The following is a 12,349-nucleotide window of genomic DNA, read 5'->3' as shown; positions in this document are numbered from 1 at the left end:
ACATAGGAGCGAAAAATGGACTACAACAAACATAATAAAGGCTTTGTTTGCTTTATGTACGGCTTTGGACGAAGCAGAGCAGTTTATGCTGTTTTGATGGGTTTAGTCATATTTTTGCTTGGTTTTTTGACATTTGGCTCAAGTGCTCAAACTGATATTTTAAATTTACAAATAGCCCTTGGTGTCATGCTTTGCGGGCTTTTACTCATCCTTGTAAATCCAAAAATTTTTATCATTAAGCTAATTGGCTATTTAATTTCACTTGCTGGCGTTATGATCGCTCTTCACAATGCAAATTTACTAGGCGAAGGCTTTAGCTTATATTTTTACGCAAGCCTAGTTTTTGGCGCATTCATGATGCTTATGCTTCTTAGCTGGTTTGTATATAATGCAAGAAGCAGTGAGATCAATGAAATTTAGTTCGCCACACCCATAAGCACGCTTGTGTAGGTGTTTTGCTTAGGCTCTGAGCTTGTCGCATCGTTTATATTTATGCGGCCAGTCTCAAGCCCAGCTTTTATGAGTGCTTCTTTTACCGCATTTGCACGCTCATTTGCTAGCTCAACTAGCTTTTCCTTATCCACTTCGATAGCTTTTATTGCCTCTTCTCTTAAAGCTTTATCACTTTTGTCTTTAGCGTTTGGAACAAGGGAATTTAACACAGTGATATAATCTTTGCCGCTTGAGGCGATTATTTGATTTATCTTTTGATCAAGCTTTTTTTCTTTAAAGTAGAGCACATCTATTTCAGAGTAAGTAGGTGTGATGCCAAGTTTCATCATAGGCTTTGCAGTAGTTAATTTTATAAAATCAGCTATTTTTGGCGCTTCTGAGCTTATTAGCTCGCTACTTCCAGCAAGAAAATCAATAGAGCTTAGATCTTTGCCGCCAAGTCCTAGAGCATTACCTAAAAATCTAAACGGAGCTAATGTAATGTCTGCAAAGAGCTTTTTAACAGCGGCCCAAATGACACCGCCATATTTAAAGTCAGGATCGTCTAAATTTCCCTCAACTGGCAGGTCGATGTTTATTTGATTATTTTGATCGCTTAATATTGATATAGCAAGAGAAAGTGGCAAATTTACAGCATCTTTTGAATCAACCTTTTCTCCAAGTGTGAGTGTGTCAAAATTTATAAGATTTGAACCATTTAGTTTTGAATCAACAACGCTATAATTTAGATTTAAATTTAACTTACCTTTTTTTATTTTATAGCCCAAAAATTGCCCGCTGTATGGTGTTATGTCGATTAGATCGATATCTTTAAAATCAAGCTTAATGTCGGTATTTTGCTTTAATTCAAAAGGAAATAATTTTGCTGTAATCTGAGAAAAGCCATTTTTGCCAACTATGCCTTTAAACTCACCAGAACTTGGACGTTTTTTATCGATGTCAGTTAGCTTGCCATTTAGATTTGAAATTTTTGTAGCAAATGGCATAAATAGTGACGCATCTGAAAAATCAACCTCGCCGTTGTTAAGTGAGAAATTTTTGATGCTAAAATTTAGCTCGTCATCTTTTTTACTAGCTACCTTTTTGCTCTCAGCTTTTTGCTCACTTTGGGCTTTGCTTTCATCTTCTTTTACGATTTTGCTTAGATTAAATTCGCGCTCTTTGCTTAGATGAGCCTTGATAAATGGCGAATTTAGAGCAACTCCAGTAATTTCAAGATTATCTTTAAAAAGTGAAATTTTATCTACATCTAAACTTTTAAATGCGATTAGCTTTTCTTTATTTTTATCATCTAATCTAATATCTTTTACACTAAGTTTTGCATCTGCTTTTATATCTTTTGCATAATGAAGCTGGGCATCTGCACTCATCTCTCCACTAGCAAGATCTGCTTCTAAAAATGGCTTTGCGTAGGCAAAATACTTTGGCAAATTTGTATCATTTAGTTTGATTTTCGCATTTATATCAAGTGGCTCGATCTTGATCTTTGAGTCTATATTGAGGTTTAGCTTTTGTGAGCTTTTCATATCCACTTTTGCATCAAATGGCCTACTAAAATCGCTACTTAAATTTGCTATTTTTACAAACAAATTATCAAATTTATGAGCGATCTTCTCGCCCTCAAAAAGGTGCATCAAAGCGATATTGGCGTTATTTACATTGATATTTTTTATATCAAATTTAAACTCACTCTCTTTGCTTTTTGAAGCCGATGTATTCTCTTTTTTAGTTTTAGTGTGATGATTGGCTGTTTTTGCCGGCTCTTTCTCACCAAGTCCAAGCTGGTTTATTGCACTTAAACCACTATCATTTAACTCTGAGTTAAATTTTGGTCTATTTACATCGATATTCTCAGCACTCAAAGCCATATTTAAAATATCAAATTTGATCATTTCTGTCAGCACATCAGCGATATCTAAAATTTCTTTATTTTTTGCCTTTAAATTTATGCCATTTATACTAAGCTCATCAAGAGTTGCAAGGCTTTTGTTGGTATCTTGAGCGAAGCTAATATTTGAGAATTTAGCCCCTGCCACATTTGCATTTGCGCTTTTACTAAGCGGGGCATTGATGTCATCAAACGCTATTTTTTCAAGCATTAGGGCGGTTTTGTTGTTTGCTAAATTTGCATTTAAATTTGAGGCATTTATATCTTTTAGATTTACTAAATTTTTACCAGTTTCGTCTATTTTTAGGGAGTTTGCATTCATGCTATTTAGTGCAGCTGTCGCATTTAGCTCACTTTTTTCATTTAAATTTGCTAAAAGCGAAATATCGTTTAAATTTAGTGATTTTAAGCTTGCTGTTATTGCATTTTTTAATGATATATCGCTTAAATTTATGGCATTTAGCTCTAATTTAGCATCTATCTTGTCTGCTATCTTACTTGATAGATCAAATTTTGGAAGCTCTAGCTCACCAAGGCTTAGTTCATTTTTGCCCTCATCTATGCTTAGTGATTTTACATTTAAAAAGCTATCCTTTAAATTTATATTTGTAGCGTTTTCATCGGCAATTAAAGCGTAATTTATTCCTAAATTTATGACCGCATTTTTAAGATTTAGTGTGTCGTTATCAATAAAGCTAATCGCGACTGGATCGATACTAAAATCCTTTATGCTGATATTGCCCTCGATTTTTAGTGGATTTAGCTTGATTTCGCCATTTAGATCGATCTTGTGAGCTAGGCTTGAGTTTGAGTCAAAAATATGGCTGCCTGCACTATTTTTCTTAGTATTTAGCGAGCTTAGCTCGTAGTTTATATCGTCAAAATTTACGTTAAATGGATTTGTGAGGTTTTGATCGCTATATGAAAATGAGCCTTTGATGATTTTTGCGTTATTTAGGGCAAAATTTATAGAGCTAGTACTGTTATCTTCGGTAGTTGCGTTATCGTCGCTTATAAAATTACTAAAGTTAAATTTTGAATTTTTCTCTCGTAAAATTTTGACATTTGGCTCTTGAAGCCTAAAAATATCAACTTCAACTAATTTTTTAAAGATAGAAAATGGCTTTAGCTTGACATCGACTTGCTTTGTGCTAAAAAGTGGCGAAGTGCTGTTTAGCTCAGCATTTGTAGCGTTTAGCTCAAAAGTAAATGGATTAAATTTAGCCTCTTTCACAAAAAGTGTTGCGTTGTAGTCTTTTAGATACTTTGGAGCAATATTTTTGATAGCATAAGGAACACCAAAAAAGCCAAGAAGCGTGTAAATAAGTAAAAGTGAAACTAAACTTATGCCTGAAATTAGAGCTATTTTTTTATTTTTATTCATTTAAATTTTTACCTTGAAGTGATCTAAAATAAACTTTGATTTTACTTTAAATAAGGTTAAATTCTAGTTAGAAATTTCCAAATTTTTAGACGCGTAAATTTACATTTTAGTTAATAATACTTTTATAAAATTCGTATTACCATTTCACAAATACTTTTTAAACAAAGGATGCAGTGATGAAGAGAATTTTATTCGTATTTTTCTTGTTATTTGGCGTTTGCCTTTACGCAAACGAGAGCAAAGTCGTGGTCGCTATCGAGGAGCAAACACCTCGTATAAATCCACTTTACGATGAGGATCACGATCCTACGCTTTCACTCGTTTTTTCGGGGCTTACGAGCCACGATGAAAATAGCAACATCGTACCAGAGCTTGCGAAGTCTTGGCAAGTAAGCAATGATGGGTTGGAGTATATTTTTGAGCTAAGAGATGATGCTTTTTGGCATGATGGGGTGAAATTTAGCGCAAAAGACGTTAAATTTACCATCGAAGCGGCTCAAGATAAGAAGCTAAACGCGCCTACTATCTCAAACTACGAGGTGGTAAAAAGCGTTGAAATTTTAGGTGATTATAAAGTAAAGATCACGCTAAAAGAGCCTTTTCCGCCGTTTCTTGACGCGCTTAGTTTTGGCGTGTTGCCTGAGCACATTTTAAAAGGTAAAGATATCTCAACCGATAAATTTAACGAAGCGCCCATTGGCACTGGCGCATACAAGCTTGTAAAATGGAAAAAAGATGAGAGTTTAGAATTTGCGGCAAATGAGAAATTTTACAAGGGTGAGCCAAAGATAAAAAGGGTATTTTTTAAAATTGTTGGTGATGAAAATTTAAGGCTCGTTGGGCTTAAAAGTGGTGAGATCGACGTCGCACTCATCTCTCCAACTGGCGTAAATTTCATAAAAGATGATAAAAAATTAAGCCTGCTTAAGTTTAAAAGTGCGGACTATAGAGCTTTGATGTTTAACTTTGAAGATCCTCTTTTTCAAGATAAAAATGTAAGGATAGCCCTAAACTACGCGGTAAATAAATATGAGATAGTTAAAAATTTATTTCACGGATATGCAAGCGTAGCGAACAATCCGATAGAAAAAAGCTTTGCAAATGACGGTGAGTTTAAATTTAGCTACGATCCGCAAAAGGCTAGGGAGCTGCTTGAAAAGAGTGGCTTTAAGAAAAATAAGGCTGGCTTTTTTGAAAAGGACGGCAAGGAGCTTGGCTTCGATATCTACGCCTTTAATAACGACATCTTAAGGGTCAATCTAGCCAAAATTTTAAGCAGCGAGCTAAATAAATTTGGCGTGAGAGCCAAAGCCTACGCAAAGCCAAGAACAGCCTTTAGCATAAGCGAGGTTGATAGCTTTATTATTGGCTGGGGAAGCCCATTTGATCCAGATTTTCACACATACAGGATCTTTGGCGGATTTGCCGATGTGAGCATAAATGAAAATGGCTGGAATTTTAGCCACTACAAGGACGCAAACGTCGATCTTGCCCTAAAAAACGCAAGATATACAAAGGACGTGGAGCTTAGGAAAAAATACTACAAAGAATTTCTAAAAGCACTTTTTGAAAATCCACCTTACATTTTTATAGCCTATCTTGACTATCCGCTCGTTTTTAACAACAAAATTTCAGGCATAAAGACGCAAATTTTAGGCCACCATGGGGCTGGATTTTTATGGAACATAAGAGAGTGGCAAGTAAAATAGTGGATAAAAAATTTGTTTAGAGCCATTTTAAAAACAGTGATCTCAAGCCTTGGGTTGCTGTTTTTTATCTCATTTTTTCTATTTTTGCTCATATGTTTTTTGCCAGGAAACGTCACTGACGCGATGTTTTTGCGAAGCGAGGCGGTGAGCGTGGCTATAAAAGAGCAAATTTTAGAAAATTTGGGGCTAAAAGATGGCTTTTTTGTGCAGTATTTTAGATGGCTGGCTCACTTTGTCACGGGGGACTTTGGCACTAGCTTTGTAAGCGGAACAAGCGTATCTTTGCTCATTAAAGAGAGACTTTTAAACTCACTTATTTTGTTTGTGTGCTCATTTGTCTTAATAGCTCTTTTCTCCTTTTTCTTAGGGCTTTTAAGCGCCATTTATAAGAATAAATTTGCCGATATCTTTATAAATTTTAGCTCCTTTTTGCTGGCTTCATTGCCGCATTTTTACATCGCACTCGTGCTAATAGCGATCTTTAGCGTATATCTAAATTTGCTGCCAAGCTCTGGGGCAAACGAGCTAGGCTCTAGCGGTGTTGGTGCTAAATTTATCATCTTGCCAACGCTTGCTATCATCTTGCCACACCTTGGCGCAAATGTAAAATTTGTAAGAGATAGGCTAAATCAAAGCCTAAATGCTGATTTTATCCAGACAGCTCACGCTAGAGGTTTGGGGCGGGGCAAAATTTATCTCTTTGCTATAAAGCACGCAAGCACCGATATAGTCTATTATTTCGCAACCCTTGTGGCTGGCGTTTTTGCTGGCTCATACGTCATTGAGAGCATTTTTTCATTTCCTGGCATTGGCAAGCTTAGCCTTGATGCAGTCATCGCCAAAGACTATCCAGTCGCACTTGCGACCATTTTGCTAACGGCTGTTTTTGTCGTTTTTGCAAATTTACTGGCTAAAATTTTTGCTATCTTAGCAGATAAGAGAAATTTATGAGAAAAGTCATATTTTTCCTAGCCTGTTTTGTCTTTTTAGCGCTTGTTGCATTTGCCTTTGTGACGCCATTTTTCTCTAAATTTGAGCCAAATTTTACTGACTTTATGGCGGTAAATTTAGCCCCAAGTAGCGAGCATATCTTTGGCACTGACATCCTAGGCAGGGACAATCTCATAAGAGTTGCCTACGCGCTTAAAAACTCGCTTCTTATCTTGCTTTTAGCTGGCTTTTTAACGACGCTTTTTTCGCTCATCTATGCATATTTTGGCACGAGTAAGAGCAGAGTTTGCGAGAGCCTTTTTGATAAGGGACTTGATGCATTTTTAAGCATACCAAACATCGTTTTTATCATGCTTTTTAGCTCATTTAGTAGCGGAGATCTGCTTATCACCTCGTTTATCATCGCCATTTGCTCGTTCATGCAGGGCGCAAAAGTTTTTATGCAAAATTTAAGACTTAGTAAAAAGTGCGACTACGCCGAGCAAGCCGTAATAAATGGAGCTGGTAAATTTAGTCTTATCTGCTTTGAAATTTTGCCAAATTTAAAGCATCTAATAGTTAGTATCTTTGGCATAAACGCGATAAACGCTGTCGTCATGGAGGCCACGCTTGGCTTTTTTGGCGTGGGTAGCGACGCAAATAAAATAAGCCTTGGCATCATGCTAAATGAGAGCAAAGAGGCGCTTTTTCTCGGCTCTTGGTGGATGGTGCTTTTCCCTGGCGTGACACTCTTTTTGCTCATCCTTGCAACCTCGATCATCACGTCAAATTCAAAAAATGGCAATATAAAAATATGATAGAGATTAAAAATTTAAACGTTTTTTATAAGGATAAGAAGCTTTTGCGAGAGCTTGATTTTGCCATGAGTGAGGGTAAATTTATAGGTATCACGGGTGCAAGTGGCAGTGGTAAATCGCTCTTTGCAAAGAGCTTAATAAAGCTTTTTGATGATGATTTTAGAGTGAGGGCAGATAAATTTAGCATTTATAAAAAAGATATCTTAAAACTTAGCCACAATGAGCTAAAAGAGCACCGAAAAAAGGTCGCTGCGCTCATCTTTCAAAACTCAGTTGCCAGTCTTCATCCGCTCTTAAACGTGGGCGATCATTTTAACGCCTATCTTGGCGGCGATAATAAATCAAATAAAGAGCTTGCATTTGCTTATTTTAGGGAGTTTGGGCTGGGTAATGCAAATCTCATCTGGCACAAATACTCATACGAGCTAAGTGGCGGCGAGGCGAGCCGTGTACAGATCGCTCTTGCGCTTTGCTTAAAGCCAAAAATTTTAATCTGCGACGAGATAACAAGCGGGCTTGATAGCATTAGCGGTAGCCACGTGGCGGGCATCTTGGAGAGTTTAAAGGGTAAGATGAGCGTCGTCTTTATCTCTCACGATGAGGCGCTAACGAACTATCTTAGTGATGAGATTTGGCAGATGAGAGATGGGCGGCTAAATTTAAAGGAAAATGCATGAAAATAAGGCTTGAAAATGTATCAAAAAGTTTAAGCTTTAAGGAGCATTTTAACGCTAGAGCTGAAGTGCTGCACCTTTTAGAGGGGATAAGTTGCGAGCTTGATGATGGCGAAAATCTAGCCATTTTGGGGCAAAGTGGTAGTGGCAAAAGCACGCTTGCAAAGCTTATATCATTTAGTGAGCCAAAAAGTGGGGGCAAAATTTATATAAACGATGAGGAGATTACGGACAAAAATGAACTCAAAAAGGACATCAGATATATCTTGCAAAATCAAAAGCAAGCCCTAAATCCAGCGCTAAAAGTAAAAACCGCAATCGCTCACGTGAGGTCATATCTTAAGCTTAGCTTTAGCGAAAATGAGCTCAAAGAACTTCTGGCAAATCTAAATTTAAAAGATGAAATTTTAGAAAAATATCCATCTCAGCTAAGTGGAGGCGAGGCGACAAGGGTTGGGATATTGCTAGCGCTTCTTTCAAAGCCAAAAATCTTAATCTGTGACGAGATAACAAGCGGGCTTGATAACGAGACGAAGCAAAAGATCGTAAATTTGCTTTTAAGCTTAGATGAAAAGATCAGCATTATTTTTATCACGCACGATATTTTAAGTGCAATGAAGATAGCGCAAAAAGTGCTAATAATCGAGGCTGGCAAGCAGGTGGCGTGGGGTAAATTTGAAGATCTTGCAAGCCAAAATGTCCTTAAAAAATACCTCGATGCTGCAAAAATTTATAAAAATAATCTTTGATATAATGCGAGCAAAAAAGGTTAAATTTTGCTAGTTCACATCTGCTGCTCGGTCGATAGCCACTACTTTTTACAGCGCTTACGAAAAGACTTCCCAAATGAACGAATAGTAGGCTATTTTTATGATCCAAATATACATCCGTATAGCGAATTTTTACTGCGTTTTGAGGACGTGAAACGAAGCTGCAAGAAACTAGGCATTGAGCTAATATGCGGCGAATACGACTACGAAGCGTGGCTTGGTGGCACAAAAGGACTTGAAGATGAGCCAGAAAAGGGCAAAAGGTGCGAATACTGCTTTGATTTTCGTATGAAAGACTCCGCTAAAAAGGCGCTTGAGCTGGGACTTAATAAGATCACGACAACGCTTTTGATGAGCCCAAAAAAGGACTTTTCTCAGCTTAAAAAGGCGCTTGATGAGGCGGTAGCTGGCTCAAATTTAGAGGCTGTTGCGGTTGATTATAGAAAAAATGGCGGCACAAGTGAGCAGTTTATCCTGGCTAAAAAAGATAAGCTCTATCACCAAAACTACTGCGGCTGCGTCTTTGCGCTAAAAAAACAGCGCGACTCGCAAAATTTGCCTCAAAGTGAGCTAATGAGCGAGCTACACGCAAGGGCGCTTTATGGTAGTATTGAAGCTAGGCTTGAGCTTTATAAAAAGGTGCGCGAGTGCGAGGCGAAAGGTGAGAAATTTCACCTTTTTAGAAGGCGATTTTTAAACTACAGACTTTTACGCGCTAGTGTGAAATTTCAAAACGCTGTGATACCAAGCTACTTTGTGCTCTACTCTGGCTTTAAAAGAGAAAATTTAAAGCTAAATGTAGAAAATTCCTGCGAAATGGAAGATGAGCTAAAAGAGGGCGTGGTTTTTATGAGCTTAAATCGATTTAATAAATTTACAAATAGTAATTTTGCAAGCATAGATGAGCTTTGCAAAAGGCCGCTTGAGCTTGATGATGAGCTAAAATTTCGCCGTGATATAAGCGGAGAATTTTCGCAAAATCCTATCATCATCTTAGACGAGGTCAAAAAGGGTAGCTACGAAATTTACGCAAAGGCTGTTTTTTATAACGATAGCGAAGAAATTTTGGTTTTAGACTAAAAGGTGAGTTTATAAAATTTATCTTAAAGCAGTGAATTAAATTTTTGCCACATAAGGCGAAATTTAGAGATTTTTACAAGAGGCTAATAATTTTTTTCTTAGTATAAATTTGTTACAATCGCCACAAATTTACATTACTAAGGCTAAAACGTGATAGACGTCGTAGAAATTCAAAAAATTCTCCCACATAGATTTCCATTTTTGCTTATCGACAGAGTTGTCGAGCTAGAGCCAGCTAAGAATATCGTCGCTTATAAAAATGTAACCATTGGTGAGCCGATATTTCAGGGGCACTTCCCAGGTCACCCGATCTATCCTGGCGTGATGATCATTGAAGGCATGGCACAAGCTGGTGGCGTGCTAGCGTTTAAGAGTATGAGCGACGAGCATCAGGCTGGTATCGAGAATAAAGTGGTCTATTTTATGAGCATAGACGGAGCAAAATTTCGCCATCCAGTCCGTCCTGGAGATAGACTAGAGTACAGACTAAACGTGCTAAAACACAAAGGAAATATCTGGGTGCTTGAAGGCAAGGCATATGTAGATGACGCACTTTGCGCTGAGGCTGAACTAAAAGCGATGATAGTCGATAAATAGGCTTTAAGAAAAAGAGATACAATGAAAAATATCCACCAAACAGCCGTTATAGAAGATGGAGCGATCATTGGAGATGACGCAAATATCGAGGCTTATGCGTTTGTAAGTAAAGATGCGGTCCTTGGCAACAACGTCACGATAAAGCAAGGCGCAAGGGTGCTTGGCAAGACTAAAATCGGCGACAACTCTCGTGTATTTAGCTATGCGATCGTAGGTGATATCCCGCAAGATATCAGCTATAAAGATGAGGTTGATACTGGCGTCATCATCGGCGAGCACGCAACTATACGTGAGTTTTGCACTATAAACTCAGGCACGCACAAGGGCGATGGCATAACAAGGATTGGTGATAATGCCTTTATTATGGCATATTCTCATATCGCGCATGACTGTATAATAGGCAGTAACGTCATTTTGGCAAATAACGCAACCTTGGCAGGTCACGTCGAACTTGGTGATTACGCTGTTGTGGGCGGTCTTACGCCTATTCATCAGTTTGTTAGAGTGGGTGAAAGCTGCATGATCGCAGGTGCAAGCGCGCTTAGTCAAGATGTTGTGCCATTTTGCCTAGCTGAGGGCAACAGAGCCTATATAAGAAGCTTAAATTTAGTTGGCATTAGACGCAGATTTGACAAAGAGCAGGTTGAAGAGCTAGTTCGCGCTTATAAATTTTTGTTTAATCAAGGCATAAGCTTAAAAGATCAAGCAAATGAGCTGATCGCAAAAACCAGCGACGAAAACGTTAAAAAAATGTGTAAATTTATATTAGAAACAACAAGAGGAATTCCGCTTGCAAAAGGAAGAGATTAATGGCTAGAAAGTGTAATTTTTGTGGAGAGGCAGAGTCTGCCGAGAGAAGATTACTCGCTGATATCGAAGGAAATGCCTATATATGCGAGTACTGCATAGCAGCCGCATACGATATGATACATGGAGATACTAGCGTAGAAGAGAGTAAAAATGACGAAACGATAGAGTATCAAAAGCTCACACCAAAGGAGCTAAAAGCGGTACTTGATAACTACGTGATTGGTCAAGACAGGGCTAAAAAGGTCTTTAGTGTCGGCGTATATAACCACTATAAGAGAATTTTTAAACAAAGCGACATCAAAGACGATACTGAAATTTCAAAATCAAACATCTTGCTTGTTGGCCCAACTGGAAGCGGCAAGACATTGATGGCTCAGACTTTGGCAAGATTTCTTGATGTGCCTATCGCAATTTGTGATGCCACAAGCCTAACTGAGGCTGGATATGTCGGTGAGGACGTTGAAAATATCCTTACTAGGCTTTTACAAGCTGCAAATGGCGATGTAAAAAAGGCGGAGCAAGGTATTGTCTTTGTAGATGAGATCGATAAGATCGCTAGAATGAGTGAAAATAGAAGCATCACAAGAGACGTTTCGGGTGAAGGCGTACAACAAGCGCTTTTAAAGATCATCGAAGGTAGCGTCGTAAATATCCCACCAAAAGGCGGCAGAAAGCATCCAAACCAAGACTTCATCCAGATAGATACGACAAATATCTTATTTGTTTGCGGCGGTGCATTTGATGGACTTCTTGATATCATCGAGAGAAGAGTTGGTAAAAACGTACTTGGATTTAACCAAGAAAAACGTGGCAAAAATGAAAAAGAAAATTTACTAAGCCTACTTGAGCCAGACGATCTTGTAAGATATGGCCTCATCCCAGAGCTTATTGGCAGACTTCACGTAGTAGCTACTTTAAACGAGATAACAAAAGAAGATATGGTTAAAATTTTAACCGAGCCAAAAAATGCGATATTAAAACAATACCAAAAGCTTTGTGCGATTGATGGCGCTACGCTTAAATTTGATGATGAAGCACTTGAAGAGATAGCAAGTCTGGCCATTGAGCGAAAGACTGGAGCTAGAGGGCTTAGAAGTATAATGGAAGAGCTTATGACAGACATAATGTATGAGCTGCCAGAGTTAAAAGAATATGATATTGTTATCTCAAAAGAGACTGTAAAAGATAAGGCAAAGCCAATTTTAATAAAGCATGATAAGAAAATAGCATAAAGGA

General features: G+C 37.9%; 11 protein-coding genes. 10 read left to right on the top strand and 1 reads right to left on the bottom strand.

Features of this window, described 5'->3' with window-relative positions:
- Nucleotides 1-15: 15 nt before the first annotated feature.
- Nucleotides 16-420, top strand: coding sequence for a hypothetical protein (locus tag CVT05_RS06750; RefSeq protein ID WP_107698256.1), 405 nt, complete (start codon nucleotides 16-18; stop codon nucleotides 418-420).
- Here the strand turns inward: CVT05_RS06750 and CVT05_RS06745 are convergent.
- Entirely contained in the window at nucleotides 417-3,725 is a 3,309-nt protein-coding gene (locus tag CVT05_RS06745) for a DUF748 domain-containing protein (protein ID WP_107698255.1), read from the bottom strand. The genes CVT05_RS06750 and CVT05_RS06745 overlap by 4 nt on opposite strands.
- 176 nt (nucleotides 3,726-3,901) lie before the next feature.
- On the opposite strand from CVT05_RS06745, the gene CVT05_RS06740 reads away from it, so the two are divergent.
- The 9 genes from CVT05_RS06740 to clpX all read left to right on the top strand — a co-directional run bounded on the left by CVT05_RS06740 (nucleotide 3,902) and on the right by clpX (nucleotide 12,345).
- Complete coding sequence (locus tag CVT05_RS06740) at nucleotides 3,902-5,434, top strand: ABC transporter substrate-binding protein (protein ID WP_107698254.1); 1,533 nt, start codon at nucleotides 3,902-3,904, stop codon at nucleotides 5,432-5,434.
- Nucleotides 5,435-5,446: 12 nt separating this feature from the next.
- Complete coding sequence (locus tag CVT05_RS06735) at nucleotides 5,447-6,385, top strand: ABC transporter permease (RefSeq protein ID WP_107698253.1); 939 nt, start codon at nucleotides 5,447-5,449, stop codon at nucleotides 6,383-6,385.
- The gene (locus CVT05_RS06730; RefSeq protein WP_107698252.1) at nucleotides 6,382-7,182 is read left to right on the top strand and encodes an ABC transporter permease; all 801 of its coding nucleotides are present in this window, start codon (nucleotides 6,382-6,384) and stop codon (nucleotides 7,180-7,182) included. The genes CVT05_RS06735 and CVT05_RS06730 overlap by 4 nt, the downstream gene beginning before the upstream one ends.
- The gene (locus tag CVT05_RS06725; RefSeq protein WP_107698251.1) at nucleotides 7,179-7,859 is read left to right on the top strand and encodes an ATP-binding cassette domain-containing protein; all 681 of its coding nucleotides are present in this window, start codon (nucleotides 7,179-7,181) and stop codon (nucleotides 7,857-7,859) included. Before CVT05_RS06730 ends, CVT05_RS06725 begins: the two co-directional genes overlap by 4 nt.
- On the top strand, nucleotides 7,856-8,605 hold the full coding sequence (locus tag CVT05_RS06720) for an ATP-binding cassette domain-containing protein (protein ID WP_107698250.1): 750 nt from the start codon (nucleotides 7,856-7,858) through the stop codon (nucleotides 8,603-8,605). Before CVT05_RS06725 ends, CVT05_RS06720 begins: the two co-directional genes overlap by 4 nt.
- Nucleotides 8,606-8,632: 27 nt before the next feature.
- On the top strand, nucleotides 8,633-9,706 hold the full coding sequence (locus CVT05_RS06715) for an epoxyqueuosine reductase QueH (protein ID WP_107698249.1): 1,074 nt from the start codon (nucleotides 8,633-8,635) through the stop codon (nucleotides 9,704-9,706).
- 150 nt (nucleotides 9,707-9,856) lie between these two features.
- Nucleotides 9,857-10,303: a 3-hydroxyacyl-ACP dehydratase FabZ gene (fabZ, locus tag CVT05_RS06710; RefSeq protein WP_021091063.1), complete on the top strand. Its 447-nt coding sequence runs from the start codon at nucleotides 9,857-9,859 to the stop codon at nucleotides 10,301-10,303.
- 21 nt (nucleotides 10,304-10,324) lie between these two features.
- On the top strand, nucleotides 10,325-11,113 hold the full coding sequence (lpxA, locus tag CVT05_RS06705) for an acyl-ACP--UDP-N-acetylglucosamine O-acyltransferase (protein WP_103624537.1): 789 nt from the start codon (nucleotides 10,325-10,327) through the stop codon (nucleotides 11,111-11,113).
- A complete protein-coding gene (gene clpX / locus CVT05_RS06700; protein ID WP_021090629.1) occupies nucleotides 11,113-12,345 on the top strand; it encodes an ATP-dependent Clp protease ATP-binding subunit ClpX in 1,233 nt (410 codons plus the stop codon). The genes lpxA and clpX overlap by 1 nt, the downstream gene beginning before the upstream one ends.
- The last annotated feature ends 4 nt before the right edge of the window (nucleotides 12,346-12,349 follow it).

The sequence above is a fragment of the Campylobacter concisus genome (assembly GCF_003049705.1).
Taxonomy (GTDB): domain Bacteria; phylum Campylobacterota; class Campylobacteria; order Campylobacterales; family Campylobacteraceae; genus Campylobacter_A; species Campylobacter_A concisus_AR.
This window is presented reverse-complemented; position numbering and strand designations above follow the sequence as displayed.

What these genes read in the sequence shown, in the direction of transcription:
- CVT05_RS06750 (WP_107698256.1), top strand. Translation starts at nt 16, where the DNA reads ATGGACTACAACAAACATAATAAAGGCTTTGTTTGCTTTATGTACGGC.
- CVT05_RS06745 (WP_107698255.1), bottom strand. Translation starts at nt 3,725, where the DNA reads ATGAATAAAAATAAAAAAATAGCTCTAATTTCAGGCATAAGTTTAGTT.
- CVT05_RS06740 (WP_107698254.1), top strand. Translation starts at nt 3,902, where the DNA reads ATGAAGAGAATTTTATTCGTATTTTTCTTGTTATTTGGCGTTTGCCTT.
- CVT05_RS06730 (WP_107698252.1), top strand. Translation starts at nt 6,382, where the DNA reads ATGAGAAAAGTCATATTTTTCCTAGCCTGTTTTGTCTTTTTAGCGCTT.
- CVT05_RS06725 (WP_107698251.1), top strand. Translation starts at nt 7,179, where the DNA reads ATGATAGAGATTAAAAATTTAAACGTTTTTTATAAGGATAAGAAGCTT.
- CVT05_RS06720 (WP_107698250.1), top strand. Translation starts at nt 7,856, where the DNA reads ATGAAAATAAGGCTTGAAAATGTATCAAAAAGTTTAAGCTTTAAGGAG.
- lpxA (WP_103624537.1), top strand. Translation starts at nt 10,325, where the DNA reads ATGAAAAATATCCACCAAACAGCCGTTATAGAAGATGGAGCGATCATT.
- clpX (WP_021090629.1), top strand. Translation starts at nt 11,113, where the DNA reads ATGGCTAGAAAGTGTAATTTTTGTGGAGAGGCAGAGTCTGCCGAGAGA.